16 protein-coding genes are annotated in these 17,527 nt (G+C 73.8%); 12 read left to right on the top strand and 4 right to left on the bottom strand.

The window, feature by feature from the left end; genetic code table 11:
* Positions 1-4 precede the first annotated feature (4 nt).
* From IG86_RS0119750 to IG86_RS0119740, 3 genes are all read left to right on the top strand, one after another.
* A complete protein-coding gene (locus tag IG86_RS0119750; RefSeq protein ID WP_030898355.1) occupies positions 5-1,276 on the top strand; it encodes a glycosyltransferase in 1,272 nt (423 codons plus the stop codon).
* 70 nt (positions 1,277-1,346) lie between these two features.
* Positions 1,347-2,126, top strand: a complete 780-nt coding sequence (locus tag IG86_RS0119745; RefSeq protein ID WP_030827340.1) for a YveK family protein — start codon at positions 1,347-1,349, stop codon at positions 2,124-2,126.
* Positions 2,123-3,265 (top strand): GNAT family N-acetyltransferase, encoded by a 1,143-nt coding sequence (locus IG86_RS0119740; RefSeq protein ID WP_030827345.1) that lies wholly within the window; start codon positions 2,123-2,125, stop codon positions 3,263-3,265. Before IG86_RS0119745 ends, IG86_RS0119740 begins: the two co-directional genes overlap by 4 nt.
* Positions 3,266-3,288: 23 nt before the next feature.
* Here the strand turns inward: IG86_RS0119740 and IG86_RS45390 are convergent, their stop codons facing one another.
* Positions 3,289-4,935 carry a glycosyl hydrolase gene (locus IG86_RS45390; protein WP_030898351.1) on the bottom strand — a complete coding sequence of 549 codons (1,647 nt, stop codon included), beginning with the start codon at positions 4,933-4,935 and terminating at the stop codon, positions 3,289-3,291.
* Between the two features lie 132 nt (positions 4,936-5,067).
* Here IG86_RS45390 and IG86_RS0119730 point away from each other — a divergent pair, with 132 nt between their 5' ends.
* The 5 genes from IG86_RS0119730 to IG86_RS43015 all read left to right on the top strand — a co-directional run bounded on the left by IG86_RS0119730 (position 5,068) and on the right by IG86_RS43015 (position 10,531).
* Positions 5,068-6,483: a carboxylate--amine ligase gene (locus IG86_RS0119730; protein ID WP_399793596.1), complete on the top strand. Its 1,416-nt coding sequence runs from the start codon at positions 5,068-5,070 to the stop codon at positions 6,481-6,483.
* 78 nt (positions 6,484-6,561) lie between these two features.
* Positions 6,562-7,866, top strand: a complete 1,305-nt coding sequence (locus IG86_RS0119725; RefSeq protein ID WP_045936438.1) for an NAD(P)-binding domain-containing protein — start codon at positions 6,562-6,564, stop codon at positions 7,864-7,866.
* A 25-nt stretch (positions 7,867-7,891) separates the two neighbouring features.
* Positions 7,892-8,185, top strand: a complete 294-nt coding sequence (locus IG86_RS0119720) for a hypothetical protein (RefSeq protein ID WP_030827358.1) — start codon at positions 7,892-7,894, stop codon at positions 8,183-8,185.
* Positions 8,186-8,198: 13 nt separating this feature from the next.
* On the top strand, positions 8,199-10,286 hold the full coding sequence (locus tag IG86_RS0119715; protein ID WP_037942748.1) for a SpoIIE family protein phosphatase: 2,088 nt from the start codon (positions 8,199-8,201) through the stop codon (positions 10,284-10,286).
* Positions 10,287-10,357: 71 nt separating this feature from the next.
* Positions 10,358-10,531: a hypothetical protein gene (locus tag IG86_RS43015; RefSeq protein WP_157854851.1), complete on the top strand. Its 174-nt coding sequence runs from the start codon at positions 10,358-10,360 to the stop codon at positions 10,529-10,531.
* Positions 10,532-10,573: 42 nt separating this feature from the next.
* Here IG86_RS43015 and IG86_RS0119705 read toward each other — a convergent pair whose 3' ends face one another.
* Positions 10,574-11,011, bottom strand: coding sequence for a DUF6299 family protein (locus IG86_RS0119705; RefSeq protein WP_157854850.1), 438 nt, complete (start codon positions 11,009-11,011; stop codon positions 10,574-10,576).
* 155 nt (positions 11,012-11,166) lie between these two features.
* Here IG86_RS0119705 and IG86_RS0119700 point away from each other — a divergent pair, with 155 nt between their 5' ends.
* Positions 11,167-11,769: a DUF4352 domain-containing protein gene (locus IG86_RS0119700; RefSeq protein WP_107051919.1), complete on the top strand. Its 603-nt coding sequence runs from the start codon at positions 11,167-11,169 to the stop codon at positions 11,767-11,769.
* A 57-nt stretch (positions 11,770-11,826) separates the two neighbouring features.
* Positions 11,827-12,321, top strand: coding sequence for a DUF5949 family protein (locus IG86_RS0119695; RefSeq protein ID WP_030827370.1), 495 nt, complete (start codon positions 11,827-11,829; stop codon positions 12,319-12,321).
* Between the two features lie 99 nt (positions 12,322-12,420).
* Here the strand turns inward: IG86_RS0119695 and IG86_RS0119690 are convergent, their stop codons facing one another.
* Together IG86_RS0119690 and IG86_RS0119685 are read right to left on the bottom strand one after the other, a co-directional pair.
* Complete coding sequence (locus tag IG86_RS0119690; protein WP_030827373.1) at positions 12,421-13,668, bottom strand: cytochrome P450; 1,248 nt, start codon at positions 13,666-13,668, stop codon at positions 12,421-12,423.
* Between the two features lie 91 nt (positions 13,669-13,759).
* A complete protein-coding gene (locus IG86_RS0119685) occupies positions 13,760-14,917 on the bottom strand; it encodes a low temperature requirement protein A (protein ID WP_045936431.1) in 1,158 nt (385 codons plus the stop codon).
* Positions 14,918-15,159: 242 nt separating this feature from the next.
* Between IG86_RS0119685 and IG86_RS0119680 the strand changes: the two genes are divergently transcribed.
* Positions 15,160-16,572, top strand: coding sequence for a NarK family nitrate/nitrite MFS transporter (locus IG86_RS0119680; RefSeq protein ID WP_030898341.1), 1,413 nt, complete (start codon positions 15,160-15,162; stop codon positions 16,570-16,572).
* 91 nt (positions 16,573-16,663) lie between these two features.
* Positions 16,664-17,452, top strand: a complete 789-nt coding sequence (gene pflA / locus IG86_RS0119675) for a pyruvate formate-lyase-activating protein (RefSeq protein WP_045936430.1) — start codon at positions 16,664-16,666, stop codon at positions 17,450-17,452.
* Positions 17,453-17,527 lie beyond the last annotated feature (75 nt).

Below are 17,527 nucleotides of genomic sequence, written 5' to 3'. Positions count from 1 at the left end.
GGCGATGGAGTCGGTCAGGGCGCTGCACGTCATCACCGGCCTCGGAGTCGGCGGCGCCGAGCAGCAACTGCGGCTGCTGCTGCGGCACATGCCGATGCGGTGCGACGTGCTGACGCTGACCAACCCCGGCCCGGTGGCCGAAGGCCTGCGCGCCGACGGGGTACGGGTCGTGCACCTGGGGATGCGCGGCAACCGGGACCTGGGGGCGCTGCCCCGGCTCGTGCGGTTCATCCGGCGCGGCCAGTACGACCTGGTGCACACGCACCTGTACCGGGCCTGCGTGTACGGGCGCATCGCGGCCCGCCTCGCGGGCACCGCGGCGACCGTCGCCACCGAGCACTCCCTCGGTGAGGGCGAGATCGAGGGCCGGCCCCTCTCGGGCGGGGTCCGGGCCCTGTACCTGGCCAGTGAACGGTTGGGCGCGGCGACCGTGGCCGTGTCCGACACCGTCGCCGCCCGGCTGGAGGGGTGGGGGGTGCCGGCCGCGCGGGTCCACGTCGTACCGAACGGGATCGAGGCCGTCCGCTTCCGTTTCGACGAGGGCGTCCGGCGGGCCACCCGCGCCCGCACCGGGCTGCCCGAGCGGGCCTTCGTGGTCGGCGGGGTCGGCCGGCTGGTCCCGGGCAAACGCTTCGACGTGCTGGTCCGGGCCGTGGCGGCGCTGCCCGGCGCCCACCTGCTGCTGGCAGGGGACGGTCCGCAGCGGGCGGGGCTGCGCCGGCTGGCCGCCGAGCTCGGCGCGCAGAGCCGGATCCACCTGCTGGGGGAGCGGGACCCGCTGGGCGACAGCGCGGACGGCCGTACCCCCGGCATCCCGGCCCTGCTGGCCGCCATGGACGTCTTCGTCTCGCCGTCGCGGGAGGAGGCCTTCGGGCTGGCGGTCGTGGAGGCCCTGGCCGCCGGGCTTCCCGTCCTGCACGTGACCTGCCCGGCCATCGACGACCTGCCCGCCGCCCAGGCCCCCGGAGCCCGCCGCATCGGCACCGGCACCGAGGAACTCGTCGCCGCGCTGCGCGGCCACATGGAGGCGGGCGTGCGCCGGCTGCCCCCACCGCCGGTCGTGCGCCGCTACGACATCGCGGGCAGCGCGCGCCGGCTGCTGGACGTGTACGACCTCGCCCTCTCGGCCGCGCCGCGCGCGGCGGGGACGGGCCGGGGCTCCGCGCCGGATCCGCAGGCGCAGGACCCCGCGCCGGGCCCCGCACAGCGGTCGCCGGCGGGGCTGACGGTGCCCGGGCCCGGCTCCCCCCGGCAGACGCCCGGCGCCGGCGGCTGACCCCCCACACCCGAAGGGTCCCGGCCGGGACCCACAGGAACCCACCTCCCTCCAGGAAGCGAGCACGACCATGGCCGACAGCGCCGAGAAGAAGTCCGAGAAGAAGTCCGAGAAGCCGGAGAAGAAGGCGGACCACCGCTCCGGGAAGAGGCCCAGGCGGCGCTTCACCCGTCCCCCCGTGTGGTGGCCGCTGCCCGTCTGCGCCGTGCTGGGGCTCGCCGCCGGCGGGGCGTACGGGGTGCTCAAGGCCCCCGAGTACGCCGCCACCAGCTATGTCGTCGCCGTCCCCGACGACACCACCGAGCCCGCCACCGCCCTCGGCTTCGCGCAGGCGTACGCCCGGATCGCCACCAGCAGTTCCACCCTTGCCTACGCGCAGCCCCGCGCGGGCCTCACGGCGCGTCAGCTGCGCACCCAGGTGCGGGCCGAGACCTCCCCCGAGTCCCCGATGATCGCCATCACCGGTACCTCCACGAGCCCCTCCGAGGCCGCCGACATCGCGAACGCGGTCGCCGACGCCCTGTCGCTGAGCAGCAACCAGGCCGCCAAGAACACCGGCGTCCAGCTGCTCCTCTTCAACCAGGCCGTGGCCCCCGCCGACCCCGCCTCCCCGTCCGCCGCCATCAGCGGTGCCGTCGGGATGTGCGCCGGCGGGCTGCTGGGCGGCCTGTGGCTGCTGGCCCGGCCCGGCCGCGCGCGGCGCCCCGAGGAGGGTGCGGCCGCGCCCGCCGCCGGTCCCGTGGACCGGCCCGTGGCGGAGCACGTGGCCGGGGCCCCGGCCGAGGAGTACGCCACCCTCCCCGCGCAGGGTGAGCCGGCCTCGGCCAAGGAGAAGGAGTCCGTTCGATGAGTTCGGGCTCCGCCGGGGCCCTGTCGGTGACGCTGTGCCGCGACCCCCGGCAGTTCGCCGCGCTGGAGGAGCCGTGGAACCGGCTCGTCCGCGCCTGTCCCAGCGCCACCCCCTTCCAGAGCCACGCCTGGCTGCACTCCTGGTGGCTGACGTACGGGAAGGACGGCCGGCTGCGGATCGTCCTCGTCCGGCGCGGCGGGGAACTGGTCGGCGCGGCGGCCCTGATGCTCGTACACCGGCCGATTCCGCTGCTGGTGCCCCTCGGCGGTCCGATCACGGACTACTTCGACGTGCTGGTGGCCGCCGAGCACGCGGGCCAGGTCGTACCGGCGCTGGCCCACGGGCTGCACCGGGCGGCCCGCGGCGCGGTGGTCGACCTGCGGGAGGTCCGCCCCGGGGCCGCCGCCGAGGAGCTGTACCGGCAGTGGCCCGGGATCGGCACCAGGCTCGCCGACTCCACGTGCATGGAACTGCCGACCCTGCCGTTCGACGAACTGGTCAAGCGGATGCCGGCCTCCGGAGCCCAGCGGGTGCGGGCGAAGTTGCGCAAGACCGACGCGGCCGGGATCGAGGAGCACGAGGCCACCGAGCAGGAGGTGCCGCGTGCGGTGCGCAACCTGCTGCGGCTGCACGAGAAGCAGTGGCGCGGGCGCGGTGTGACGCCGGAGCACCTGCGGCCCCGCTTCGCCGAGCACCTGACCCGGGCCACCCGCCGGATGGTGCGGGCGGGGGAGGGGCGGCTGACGGAGTTCCGGCTGGACGGGAAGGTGGTGGCCGCCAACGTCACGCTGCTGTCGGCGGGACTGAGCGGCGGCTACCTCTACGGGGCGGACCCGGACCTGCGGGCGCGCAAGGTGGACGTGGCGACGCTGCTGCTGCGCTACGAGGCCGGGCGGGCGCTGGAGGAGGGCCGGCCGGTGGTGAGCTTCCTGCGGGGCAACGAGCCGTACAAGAACCACTGGCGGCCGGCGACGGTCGTCAACCAGCGCTTCCTGATGGCCACGAGCGCGCTCGCGCCCCTGCTGCGGCTGCACGAGTCGCAGGTGGCGGGGCGCGAGCGGGCGGTGGACGTGCTGCGGGAGGCGCTGCCGGCCGCCAGGGACTGGCGGGCGCGGCTCAACGAACTGCGGGTGCGATGACCCGTCCAGGTTGCGGACGGTTCCTAGAAGGGCCAGAAGCCGAAGTCCTCGCCCAGGTCGATCTTGACGCAGACCGACTGCTTGCCGACGAGCTTGGACAGCCACTCGCCGAAGTTGATCGGCACGCACCACTGCATGCTGTTGAGCGGCGGCTGCTGCGGCTGCGGCAGGGGCTTGGCCGGCGTGGGCTCGGGCTTCGGCACGGCCGGGCCCGGCGTGACGGGTGCCGGTCCCACGGGCGAGGGCGCGGTGGGCGAGGGCTTCGGCACTGCGGGGCTCGGGGTGCCGGGCTCCGGGACCTCGGGGCTCGGCTCCGGCTCCGGCTCCAGCGGGCTGGGGCTGGGGCCGACGGGTGTCGGGACCTCGGGGCTCGGCACGACCGGGCTCGGTTCGGTGGTCGAGGGCTCGGGGAGCGGCGTCGGCACCTGCGGGGTCGGCACCTGTGGTGTGGGGACCTGCGGCGTGGGTACCGCCGGCGTCGGGACCTGCGGCGTCGGGACCTGGGGAGTCGGGACCTGGGGAGTCGGGACCTGCGGTGTGGGGACCTGCGGGGTCGGGACCTGCGGGGTCGGGACGTCCGGGGTCGGGATCTGCGGCGTGGGAACGACCGGAGTGGGCACCACGGGTGTCGGCACGACCGGTGTCGGCACGACCGGCGTCGGTACGACCGGCGTCGGGGTCACCGGGACGGGGACCGCCGGCGTCAGAGCCGACCGGAAGACCTTCGTGGACTCCGGGTTCTGCTTGCACTGCCACACGCCGTGCGGGCAGTAGTCGGTGATGGTGTGGTAGAGCGGCTTGTTCTGCTCGATCCACCGCAGCATGCGCCGCATGTACTCCGGGTTGTCACCGCGCCGGAACAGCCCCCACTCCGGGTACGAGATCGCCTTGCGGTGCGCCCGCGCGAAGTCGACGTGCTTCTGGAGCCCGTACGGCTGGGAGATCTGGTCGTCGAAGGTCTGCCCGGGATCCTGGTCGTACGAATCCATGCCGATGATGTCGACGTGGTCGTCGCCCGGATAGCACTTGGTCCAGCCGATCGCGTCCGTACCCCTGTTCGGCGCGAAGTCGAACTTGAACTTCTGGCCGGGCACGGTGCGCATCACGTCGACGATGCGCCGCCAGTACACCTTCCAGTTCGCCGGGTCGGGGCGGCAGCGGTGGGTGTAGGTGACGCCGTTCATCTCCCAGCCGAGCACGATGACGGTGTCCGGGACGCCCAGCGACACCAGCCGCTCGGCGAGCCTGCGGAAGTGCTCGTCGTACAGGCCCCGCGCGCCCGCCCGGATCAGCCGGCCCACCTGCTGGTCGGACACCCGTGCCTCGTTGCGCGCCTGCATGGGCACGTTGAGGACGAACATCCGGTCGTCGTCCGCGAGACGCCACCGCGCCCAGTCCTCCAGGAAGGAGACCCGGCCCTCGATGCCGGCCCACTGGTCGCCGGGGAGATAGGTGTGGCCGACCCGGATGTCCTTGCCGCCCAGCCAGCGCGAGAGCTGCCGGATGCGGGCCACCCCGTTCGGCCCGTAGTCGAGATAGGCACCCATGGCGATGCCGGAGTCCTCGGCACGGTTCTCCTCCGGCGCCGCGAGGGCGGCACCGGTGGCGAGCAGTCCGGCCGTGACCGAGCCGATGCAGGTGCTCACCAGTCGGCGGCGTGGTCTGGGCATGGCGTCTCCCGAGCTTTCCTGAATCGGTGTGCTTGCCAAAGACGTTAGGCATCACATCTGACGAACGGCCTGTTCGGTGCCTGCCGCGTAGGCCATTAGCAGCTGCACACCACCCCCGCTTGGTCCGACTAGGTGAAAGACACCCTTGCCATGCACGCGTTCGCCAACCATGTGCCCGCCGTTGTGCTCAGACTCGACCGCAACCCGTTCCACCACGGAACCCTCGGCGCCGTCAGATCCCTTGGCCGCAAGGGCGTGGAGGTCCATGCCGTCGTCGAGGCCGGGGGAGGTCCCATGGGGCGTTCGCGGTACCTGCGGGCCGTTCATCCCGGGCCCGTCGGCGGACTGGACCCGGAGGCGCCGGAGGCCCTGCTGGAGTGCCTGGCCCGGGTGTCGGAGCGGATCGGCCGCCCGGCCGTGCTCGTCGCCATGGACGACCTGAGCGCCATCGCCGTGTCCCGGGTCGCCCCGATGCTGCGCGACCGTTTCCGGATCCCCCATCAGCCCGACAACCTGCCCGCCCGCGTGGCCGACAAGGCCGAGCTGTCGCGGCTCTGTTCGCGGTGGGACGTCCCGCACCCGGAGACCGTGGTCCCGGCCAGCGGAACGGAGGCGGCGGAGGCGGCCTGGCGGCTGGGCCTGCCCGTGGTCGCCAAGTGGAGCCGGCCCTGGCTGCTGCCCAGCGGGGCGGACGGGCTGCGCAGCACCACGCTCGTGCACACCACCGCCGAGGCGCGACGGCTGTACGAGCGCTCCGCCGAGGCCGGGAGCAGGCTGCTGCTCCAGCGGTTCCTGCCGGCCGGGCCGGACACCGACTGGTTCTTCCACGGCGCCTTCACCCGCGGCGGGCTTCCGCTGCTCGCCGGTTCGGGCCGCAAGGAGCTGTCCTGGCCGGTGCGCACGGGCCTGACGGCGGTGGGGCGCTGGCTGCCGGACGCGGCGGTGGAGGAGGCGGCGCTCAGGCTCGCCGAACGCCTGGGCTACCAGGGGATCCTGGACCTTGACTTCCGCCGGGACGAGCGCGGGGTCTTCCGGCTGGTGGACTTCAACCCGCGCCCGGGCGCGCAGTTCAGGCTGTTCACGGACGCGGCCGGCCTGGACGTGGTCCAGGCGATGTACCTGGATCTGACGGGCCAACGGGTCCCGCAGCCCTCGGGCGGCGCGGGCCGGGTGTTCGTCGCCGAGAACTACGCGCTGCTGGCGGCGGTCCGGGGCCGGTCCCTGCCGCGCCACCGCCCGGCGGCGCAGGCCGCGCCCCCCGGGCCGGGACCGGCCGCCGAGCGGGGACGCGTCGAGGCGGCCTGGTTCGCGGCGGACGACGTCTGGCCGTTCCTGGCCATGCTCGCGGCGTTCCTGGGACGCGGCGCGGCCAAGGGGGCGAGGGCCCTGCGCGGGGTCCCGGCGCAGGGCCGCCGCACCGCGCGCGCGGTCGTCCGCGCGCCCCGGCAGCGCGGGCGGGAACAGCCGGGCGTGACCTCCGCCGGGTCGGTGTCCCGCCCCGCCCCGCCGGAGGCCTCGCCCGAGCCGGACGAACTGGTGAGCCGTTGACCGGGACCGGCCCGGCGGGCGGGGCCGGGCAGGTGACCCGCAGGTGACGACGGAGTTGGAGGAGCGGCCGTGACGCGGATCGACGATCTCGTGGTGATCGGCGCGGGCCCGTACGGGCTGTCGATCGCCGCGCACGCGGCCGGCGCGGGTCTGGGCGTACGGCTGCTGGGGCGGCCCATGGCCTCGTGGCGCGACCACATGCCCGACGGCATGTACCTGAAGTCGGAGCCGTGGTCCTCCAACCTGTCCGCGCCGGACGGGCGGCACACCCTGGCCGAATACTGCGCCTCCCTCGGAACGGTCGCGGAGCACGGCACTCCGCTGCCCATCGGCACGTTCAGCGCGTACGGGATGTGGTTCGCCCGGCACGCCGGGCCGGAGGTGGAGGAGGTGACCGTCACGGAGGTGACCCCGCAGGGCGACGGCTTCCGCGTCCGCACCGCCGAGGGACCGCCCCTGCTCGCCCGTACGGTCGCCGTCGCGGTCGGGGTGATGCCCTTCACCCGGCACCCCGAGGCGCTGCGGGGGCTCCCGCCCGGCCACTACTCGCACAGCAGCGGCCACCGGGACCTGTCCGGCTTCGCCGGCCGCGAGGTGGCCGTGCTCGGTGCCGGGCAGGCGGCCCTGGAGACCGCCGCCCTGCTGGCCGAGCAGGGTGCCCGGCCGTGCCTGGTCGCCCGGCGCTCCCGGCTGAACTGGAACACCGTCCCGCAGCCGCTGAGCAGGCCACCGCTGCGCGCCCTGCGCGATCCGCACAGCGGCCTCGGCACGGGCTGGCGCAGCTGGGTGTGGTCGGAGCTGCCCTGGGCGGTGCGCCGGCTGCCCGCGCACACCCGGGAGCGGATCGCGGCGACCGCGCTGGGTCCGGCGGGCGCCTGGTGGCTGCGGGACCGTTTCGAGCGGCGCGTGCCCGCGCTGCTCGGGCACGCGCTGCACCGGGCGACGGCGGTGGGCGAGCGGACACGGCTCGGGCTGACCACACCCCAGGGGGAATCGGTGGTCGTGGACGTCGCCCACGTCATCGCGGCCACCGGCTTCGCCCCGGACCTGGACCGGCTGGAGATGCTCGACGCGGGGCTGCGCGCCGCGCTGACGACCGTCGGCGACGGCAGGGCCCCGGAGCTGGGTCCCGGCTTCGAGTCCTCGTGGCCCGGGCTGTTCTTCGCGGGGCTGCTGGCGGCTCCCTCATTCGGCCCTTCCATGCGATTCGTGCACGGTGCGGGCTTCACGGCGGGGAGACTGGTGAGAGGAGTCCGCAAGCGCCTCGGTGCCCGGGGGCCGCGGCCGGGCTCCCCCGGTGCGGCCCGGCCCGTCCGGGCTGCTTCCCCCGGGCCGGGTCCGGGGGCACAACCCCCGGGGCATCCGAAGACGTACCTGCGGTGAGATCCGCGGGGAGAAGGGGTCTGTGATGAGCGCGGAGCGAGCACAGGGCCGCGGCTGGGTACGCATTCCCGCCAGCCGCGGCGAACAGTCCGCCACGGCCCGGACCGCCGGGCACGAGCGGCCCCCGTACGCGGCGCCGTACGCGAGCCCGTACGCGGCGCCGTACGCGAGCCCGTACGCGACGGCGTCCGCCGCCGACCAGCCCACGATCTACCTCTCCGTCGTCAAGCGCTGGCGGGAGGCCGGGCGCACCCTTCCGGGGCATCCCGACGAGGAGTGGGAGCGGCTGATCTCCCAGCCTTGCTGGCCCGGCCGTTAAGGGGGTGCGGAAGGTGGCAGCGGCGGAGCGCGACGGACCCGGGCCGGCCCGGCGGACCCCCGTGACCGACGCCGGGGAGCGGCTCGCGCTGAACGGCATGGGCAGCTTCGAGTGGGACCTGGGCTCGGGGACGGTGGCGCTGGACCCGGCCGCGATGGCCGTGTTCGACCTGGAGCCGGAGGAGTACGACGGCACCGCGGAGGGCGCCGCGCTGCGGGTGCGGCCCGAGGACGCGGCCCGGCTGCGCGAGACCATCGCCCGCGTCCTGGCGGAGGGCGGGGAGACGTTCGGCGCGTACTTCACCGTGCACCGGCGCGACGGCCGCGACCAGTGGACGCACACCACGGGCCGGGTGGTGCGGGACGCCGACGGCCAGGCGCTGCACATCGCCGGGATCGTCCGGGACGCGGCGGCGGAGCTGGCCCACGCGACGCTGCTGCGCAAGCTGGAGGCGGCGCGCGCCCAGCAGACGACGATCGTGCAGCGGACCACCGAGGCCCTGTCGCGGGCGGTGACCGTCGACGACGTCACGGCCGCGCTGACCGGGGCGGGCGCCCTGGAACGGCTCGGCGCCGACGGGCTGGCCCTGGGGCTGGTCGAGGGCGGCACCATGAAGATCATCGCGCTGAGCGGGGAGTCCCTGGAGATCCTCAGCGAGCGCCGCTTCACCCGGATGGACGGGTCGCTGCCGCTCTCGCACGCCGTGCTGACCAGGCAGGCACGTTTCGTCACCTCGCTCACCGAACTCGGCAGCGAGTTCCCGCTCCTCGCGGACTACCTGGGCCGCATCCGGTTCGACGCCGCCGCCTACCTGCCGCTGATCGCACAGGCCAAGGCCATCGGCGGGCTGGTGCTCTTCTACCGGCAGCGCGAGGAGTTCAGCCCGGAGGAGCGCAACCTGTGCCTGGGCCTCGCGGGCATCGTGGCCCAGTCGCTGCAGCGGGCGCTCCTCTTCGACCAGGAGCGGGAGTTCGCGACGGGCCTGCAGGCGGCCATGCTGCCGCGCCGGATCCCGGAGATCTCCGGCGGGGAGATCGCGGTCCGCTACCACGCCGCGTGGAGCGGGCGGGAGGTCGGCGGGGACTGGTACGACGTGATCGCGCTGCCCCGCAACCGGGTCGGCATCGTCGTGGGCGACGTACAGGGCCACGACACGCACGCGGCGGCCATCATGGGCCAGCTGCGGATCGCGCTGCGGGCGTACGCGGGGGAGGGCCACCCCCCGTCCACCGTGCTGGCGCGGGCCTCGCGCTTCCTCGCCGAGCTCGACACCGAGCGGTTCGCCACCTGCATGTACGCGCAGGTCGACCTGGAGACGGGCGGTGTCCGTGCCGTCCGCGCGGGCCACCTCGGCCCGCTGATCCGCCACACGGACGGGCGAACGGGCTGGCCCAACGTGCGCGGCGGGCTGCCGCTGGGGCTGGCCTCGGCCTTCGAGCAGGAGGAGTTCCCCGAGACCCAGCTCGACCTGGTCCCCGGCGAGACGCTGGTGCTGTGCACCGACGGCCTCGTGGAGGAGCCCGGTACGACCATCACCGCGGGCATGGACGCCCTCGCCCACGCGGTGCGCAGCGGCCCCCAGGGCGCGGGGGCGCTCGCCGACCACCTCTCGGACCGGCTGTGGGAGCGCTGGGGCTCCGGGGACGACGTGGCCCTGCTGGTGCTGCGCAGGGCCCCCGACCCCGGCACCCACCGGGCGCCGCGCATCCACCAGTACATCCACCAGGCCGACCCGGAGGGCCTCTCCGAGGCCCGCTACGCCCTGCGCCAGGCGCTGCGCGACTGGGGCGTGCCGGAGCTGGCCGACGACGTGGAGGTCGCGGCGGGGGAACTGCTGGTCAACGCCCTGCTGCACACCGACGGCGGAGCGGTGCTGACCATGGAGGTGCTGCCGGAGCCGGTGCGCCGGATCCGGCTGTGGGTCAAGGACCGCTCCAGCGTGTGGCCGCGCCGGCGCAGCCCGGGCGAGGCGGCCACCACGGGGCGCGGGCTGCTGCTGGTGGACGCCCTGGCCACGCACTGGGGCGTGGAGTCCCGGGGCGACGGCAAGGCGGTGTGGTGCGAGTTCGACGTCGGCGGCAGCCCCCGCAGCACGGGGTGACCGGCCGGCCACGCCGAGTTGTGGGCGGCGGGGGCCGGGGCGATGATGCCGACCATGGAACGGAACGTGCTGTGCGCAGGCTGAGCAAGGGTGCCGTGACGGGCATCCTCGCCGTGCTCCTGCTGGCCGCCGGGGTGCCGACGGTCGTGGACTGGGCGACGGGGCGACCGCACGCGGACCCCGGCTGCCAGGCGGTGGCCTTCATGTCGATGACGGGCGTCGCCCCCGAGTGCCGGTCCCGGTAGCGGCGGCTACCGGGAGGGCGCTTTCCCCGTCTCCCGCACCGTTCAGTGCCCGCGGACCTCGACGTCCGCCGTGGCCTCGGCGACCGTGGTGACCGACCTCGGCATCAGGCCCGAGAGGCGGACCTCCTGGAGTTCGGCGGTGACCACCGCGTGGCCCGGGCGCACGTTCACCCAGCGGCCCGGGGCAGTGGCCACCCACCGGCGCTCCTTGCCGTCGCAGACGGGCTGCTCCGCGCCGACGCTCAGCCGGCCGCCCTCGTGCTCGACGGTCGCCTTGATCTGCATCGCCCCCGTGGGTGACGCCTGCTCGCAGTGGTACGAACCGGAAAGGGTGACGGTCCCGTCCGCCGCCACGTACGCGTCGTGGTGTACGGAAATACCTTGATTGAAAACGGTGGCGCCGGCCGGAGCGCCGAACAGCGTGGTGGCGGCCAGTGCGGAGAAGGCCGCCAGGGCCATTCGGCGGGCGGGGATGCGCATTCTTCCTCCAAGGGGTGCGGACGGCGGGATTCCGCCGGAACGCATTGTGCTGGCAGGTGGCCGTACGCACTCGCTCCGCGCACTCGTGTCGTTGGGTGCAATTGCCTGCCCGGGCGCGTGAAACTGGCCGAAATACGTGCCCGAAGGGATCTCGCATGCGCCAGCCCGCCCTCCCTGCCCTCCCCGCCCTTCCAGTCCTCGCCCTGCTCCCGTTGCTGTTGTTCGGTGCCACCGCCTGCCAGAGCGTTCCCGACGGGGGAGCCCTCGCCCCGGCCGCGGCGCCGGCCGTCCCGGTGGACGACGGGGCTCCGGGGGGCGAGGGCGCCCCCGTCCGGCCCGGGGCGAAGGATGCCCATGTGGGTGACGCCGTACGGGTGCACGGCACGCAGGTCGGCCGCCATCTGGAGGTCGTGCTCGGCGCCTTCGTGAACCCGGCGATCAGCGCGGACAAGAACTTCGCCCCGTCCGCCGGCAAGCGCTGGGTGGCCGCCTCGATGTCCTTCGTCAACGTGGGCGGTGCCTCGTACGGGGCGCTCGGACGCATGTGGGCGCACGACGGCGCGGGGCAGCGCCACCCGGTGGTGCCCACCGGTGAGCTGACGACCGGCAAACCGATCGTCTTCGATTCCCTGGAGGTCGGTGAGCGGGCAGAGGGCTGGGTGGTGTTCGAAATCCCGGAAAACGCGCGCATTGTGCGGCTCGAATACCAGGACGCGAACATCAGGGCGAATTCCGGAGAGGGATTCTGGGCGGTCTAGCCCGCCCGGGTGAAAGGCCGTGAAGGGCCCGGGCGCGGGACCACTAGGGTGCGGCGCATGACTTCTACTCAAGCCGAAATCGACCGGTCCCAGCTCGGCACCCTTTCGGTGCTCGCCTGGATCGGCGACCCCTCCGAGGCGCACGACATCCCGTACCTCCTCGCCTACACCCTGGGCGACGGCCCGGGTGGCCGGGAGGCCGGTGAGGCGGCGGCCCGCGGGCTGCTGGAGGAGATCGGCCTGCCCATCGGCGACGTCGTCATGGACGGCACCCGCAACCCGGCCGGCTTCCCGGTGCAGATCCTGCTGGAGGGCAACCAGATCGCGCTCACCCTGCCCGGGATGAACGCGCAGTGCACCGCCCCCGACGAGTGGGTCGCCGCGGCGGACGAGAGCGGGCAGGCGTACTTCCTCTTCGCCACGCGCGCCTGGCCCGAGGCGGTCCCCGGGCAGCCGGTCGACGCGAAGACCCTGCAGGCCTTCGCGGGCGACGAGGAGGTCCTCACGGGCAGCGCCCACTGCGTGCTCTCCGTGCGGCGCCTGCAGAAGTAGCCGCTGGGCCGGGCGCCCGCCCCACCCGCTCCGGCCGCCGGGCTCCCAGCCTGCCCGGTGGCCGGTCCCCCTTCCCGGGGGCTCCCTCGGCGTCGCCCTTCAGGGCCGCTCGAAGGCGAACCTGAGCGAGCGGACCCGGTTGTCGAAGTTCGAGCCCGCCAGGTCCGGCAGGCCCACCGCCCGCAGCCCGACCGGCCGGGTCAGCAGCTCGCGGAAGAGCGCCTTCATCTCCACCCGGGCCAGGTGCGCGCCCAGGCAGAAGTGCGGACCGCCGCCGCCGAAGCCCAGGTGCGGATTGGGCGAACGGGTGATGACGAAGGCGTCGGGGTCGGGGAAGACCGCCTCGTCGCGGTTGGCGGAGGCGTAGTACAGGACCACCTTCTCGCCGGGTCGGAAGTCGCGTCCGCCCAGGGTGTGTTCGGCGACCACCGTCCGGCGGAACTGGATGATCGGCGTCGAGTGCCGGATCATCTCGTCCACCGCGCCGTCCGCGTACTTCTCGAAGTCCGACAGCAGCAGATCCCGCTGGTCCGGGTGGTCGGTCAGCAGGGTCAGCCCGTGCGTGATGGCGTTGCGGGTGGTTTCCACCCCGGCGACCATCAAGAGGGAGAAGAAGGCGCCGAGTTGGCGGGCACCGAGCGCCTGGCCGTCCACGTTCGCGCAGACCAGCGCCGAGATCAGGTCGTCGGTGGGGTTCTTGCGCCGCTCCCGGCCGATGCCCGCCACCATCCGCTGCATCCGGGCGAGCGCGCGCAGCCCGCGGCCGGGCATCCGCAGCCGGGAGGCCAGAGCGCGCTCCACGCCGATGTTCTCGGAGGCGTGGTTGACCCGGTCGGCGATCTCGGCGCGGTGGCGCTCGGGGATCCCCATCATGTTGCAGATGACCTCCAGCGGAAGCCGGGAGGCCACCGCCGAGACGAACTCGTCGGGGCGATCGGCCAGGACGTCGTCCACGATGCGGGCCGCGACGGCGTGGATGTCGGCCTCGGCCGCCGCCAGCAGGCGCGGGGTGAAGGCCCGCTGGACGATCTTGCGGAGCTGGGCGTGGTCCGGTCCGTCGAGGTTGACCATCGAGTCGCCGAACAGGGCGCGCACCCAGCGGGCCGGTTCGGGGGTGGTCACGCCGGGGGCGCTGGCGAAGACCTTGGGCAGCCGGCTGGCCTCCTGTACGTGGGCGTGCCGGACGAGGGCCCAGTGCCCGGCCCCTTCGGGCACGAACACGGGGCCTTCGGCGGCGCGCAGACGGGCGAAGGCGGCGAGCCGGTGGGCGGGCGGCTGCTGCCAGAAGCCGGGCTCGGCCAACTCCCTGCCGGGGTCGGTGCCGTGGCGTTGCGCCGGGAGAGTCATGGGGCCGGGCCTCCAGTCGGTGCGGTTCGTCCTGCTCGTTCTGCGCTGGAGAACGGCGGCGGGGGCGCGGGAGTGACGGCCGCCCCTGCCGCTAGACGGCCGCGGTGCCCGGCCGCTCGGCCAGGATCACGCCGACGGCGACCGTGACCACCCCGACGAGGCCCGCGTAGAGGACGGCGTAGGCACCCGTCCAGGTGCAGGCGAGGGTGACCAGGGCGGCCACCGGGAGGACGAGCTGCTGGGCGAGGCCGCGCTTGAAGTGGCGCGAGTGCAGGAACCACACCATGAACAGGAAGACCGCGGCCGGGACCATGACGGCGGCGTTCGCGGAGACCTGGGAGATGTGCGCCTTGCCGACCGCGTGCTCGACCGCGACCTCGATGCCCGCCCCGATCGCCGCTCCGGACGCGAAGATCAGCAGGTGGCCGTAGCCCCACGGGATGGCCTCCCGGTTGGACGTCAGGTGCTCGTGCATCGGTACGGCGAAGTAGATCCACCACGCGGCGAACACGATCAGCAGCCCGCCCCCGGCGATGGGGAGCAGCAGGCCGAGGGCCTCGTGCTCGTCGAGCGCCGACTTCACGGCCACCGTGCTCGCGGCGATGGTCTCGCCGAGCACGATGATGGTGAACAGCCCGTACCGCTCGACGATGTGGTGGGCGTGCCAGGGCGTCTGGTGGCCGCGCTCGGCGAGCACCGGGACCGTCAGTTCGGCCGCGACCAGCACCAGGAACAGCCAGCGCTTGGCGTCCTCGGGTGCGAACAGCAGCGCCACCCAGCCGGCCTGGCAGATCACCAGCCCGGCCGCGTACTTCAGGGCCGAGGTGCGGGCGGCGCCGCTCTCCCCGGCGGCGGCCCGCAGCCACTGGGCCGTCAGTGCGACGCGCATGATGATGTAGCCGACGACGGCGACCGTCCAGTCGTTCTCGTCGAAGGCCTCGCCGACCCCGGCCGCGTAGACGAGGACGCCGGCGATCTGGACGAGGGTCGCGATCCGGTACGGCACGTCGTCGCAGTCGTAGGCGGAGGCGAACCAGGTGAAGTTCATCCACGCCCACCACACGCCGAAGAAGACGAAGAAGTAGCCGATCACCCCGGTCCCGGGATGGCCCTCCGCGAGCGCGTGCACGAGCCGGGCGCCGGCCTGGGCGATCGCGACGACGAAACAGAGGTCGAAGAACAGCTCCAGCGGCGTCGAGGTGCGGTGGTCCTCTTCGCGGCTGCGGGCGGTCATGGGGGAGTAGGCCATACCGGCCAGAAGACCAGAGGAACCGGCTTCCGGCAGGTCGGGCGCGCTGTCCGGGCGGCGGCGGTGCCCCGGGCGGCGGCCGTGGGCCGGGCGGCCGTGCGCCGGGCGGCCGTGCGGACCAACGCACTGCGCGGTACGGGACCTTGTTCCGTCGCCCCCGGTGCCTTCTCCTCTGCCGCGGGTGGGGGCCGGGACCGGAAGGTGGATACGTCAGGACTCCCCTCGCAGTTCAGGACCCCGCCATGAGTACCGCCACGCAGGAAGCAGTCCACCGGCCGCCCCCGGCCGATCCGGCGCAGTACCGCCCCGGCCGCACCATCACCCGGTGGTCGCCGGAGGACCCGGCCTTCTGGCGCTCCACGGGCAAGCGGGTCGCCACCCGCAACCTGTGGATCGCGGTGCCGGCGCTGCTGGTCGCCTTCGTCGTCTGGCAGGTCTGGAGCATCACCGCCACCAACCTCCAGGACGTCGGCTTCGGCTTCTCGCAGTCCCAGCTCTTCTGGCTGACGGCGGTCCCCGGCCTCACCGGCGGTACGGCCCGCATCTTCTACACCTTCCTCGGCCCGCGGATCGGCCAGCGCCGCTTCACCGCGCTCTCGACGGTCGTCCTCATCGTCCCGCTGCTGTGGCTGGGCTTCGCGGTCCAGGACACCTCCACCCCGTACGCCACGATGGTCATGATCGCCGCGCTGTGCGGCATGGGCGGCGCCAACTTCTCCTCCTCGCTCGCCAACATCGGCTTCTTCTACCCGAAGCAGGAGAAGGGCAACGCGACCGGGATCAACGGCGGCCTGGGCAACCTGGGCGTCTGCGTGGTCCAGCTCCTCACCCCGGTCCTGATCACCTCCTCCGTCCTGGCCGTCGGCGCCGGCCAGAAGAAGGCGAACGGCTCGGAGACCTACCTCCAGAACGCCGCCTTCGTGTGGGTGCCCGTCCTGGGCGTGCTGGCGGCGGTGGCCTGGTTCGGGCAGAACGACCTGAAGGTCGCCTCCACCCCCTTCAGCCGGCAGAAGAGCATCTTCAAGCGCAAGCACAACTGGCTGATGACCTACCTGTACGTCGGCACCTTCGGCTCCTTCATCGGCTTCGCGGCGGCCCTCCCGCTGCTGATCAAGACCACCTTCCCGGCGTACTCCGTGGCCACCTACGCCTGGATGGGGCCGGCCCTGGGCGCGCTGGCCCGCTGGGCGGGCGGCTGGATCGCCGACAAGCTGGGCGGCGCCCGCGTGACGATCCTGTCCTTCGTGGGCATGGCCGGATCGATCACCGGCGTGACCGCCTTCCTGCCGGCCGGATCCGACCGGGGCTCCTTCACCGGCTTCTTCCTCTGCTTCCTGGCGGCCTTCTTCTTCTCGGGCGTCGGCAACGGCTCGACCTTCCGGCAGATCCCCGTCATCTTCCGGGGGCAGCACCTGAAGGGCCTGGCGGAGGGCACCCCGCAGTACGCGGACGCCCTGAGGCAGGCGGAGATCGAGTCCGGTGCGGTCACCGGTTTCACGGCGGGCATCGCCGCCTACGGCTTCTTCTTCATCCCGGCGATGTTCGCCAACTTCTCGGTGACGAGCGCGATGTGGGGCTTCGTGGCCTTCTACGCCTCCTGCGTCGTGGTGGCCTGGTGGTTCTACGCCCGCCCCGGCGCCGAGGCGCCCAGCTGACCCGTCCCGGGGCTCCAGCCCCTCGGGTCGACGCCCGCGCCATCTTGTGAACGCCTTCACGAGCGCGGGAAGGGCTTTCGACCCCCGCGAAATGCCAGGTCGGCGGGGGTGCGGTAGGCCGGCGGCCGGAAGCGCCGTGACCCGACGTCCCAGCGAGGGCTCGGTGCACTCCTGGGACCTGTCCACCGGTGTGGACGGACCGGGTACGCGCTTCGTCACCTTCCTCTCCGGCTGCCCGCTGACCTGCCTGTACTGCCACAACCCCGACACCTGGAAGATGCGCGCCGGCACTCGGACCTCGGCGGACGACGTGATCGCCGAAGCCGCCAAGTACGTCAGGTTCATCGCCGCGTCCGGCGGCGGAGCCACCGTCTCCGGCGGCGAGCCCCTGCTCCAGCCCGTCTTCGCGGGCGAGCTGCTGCACCGGCTGAGGCACGAGCTGGGCCTGCACACGGCCCTGGACACCTCCGGCTTCCTCGGCGCACGGGCCACCGACGCGCTGCTGCGCGACGTGGACCTGGTGCTGCTCGACATCAAGTCCTGGGACCGCGAGACCTACCGGAATCTCACCGGCCGCCCGCTGGAGCCCACCCTCGCCTTCGCACGGCGCCTCGCGGACCTGGGCAAGGAGGTGCACCTGCGCTTCGTGCTGGTGCCCGGTCTGACCGACGCCCGTGAGAACGTCGACGGCGTCGCCGCCTTCGCCGAGTCCCTCGGCAACGTCTCACGGGTCGACGTCCTGCCCTTCCACACGCTGGGCGCCGGCAAGTGGCAGGCGCTGGGCACGGACTTCACCCTGCGCGACACCCCGCCGCCGACGGCGGAGCAGACGGCTGGGGCCAGGGCCCTCTTCGAGGCGCGGGGCCTGACGGCGGTGTGACGTCACCCGGCCTCGTTCGGCGCAATCGTAAACCTGACACAACGGGCTGAATCGGTATAGATCACTTAGCGTGGG

This window comes from Streptomyces virginiae, from assembly GCF_000720455.1.
Lineage (GTDB): Bacteria > Actinomycetota > Actinomycetes > Streptomycetales > Streptomycetaceae > Streptomyces > Streptomyces virginiae.
The sequence above is the reverse complement of the archived record's forward strand: the minus strand, read 5'-3'. Positions and strand labels throughout refer to the sequence as shown.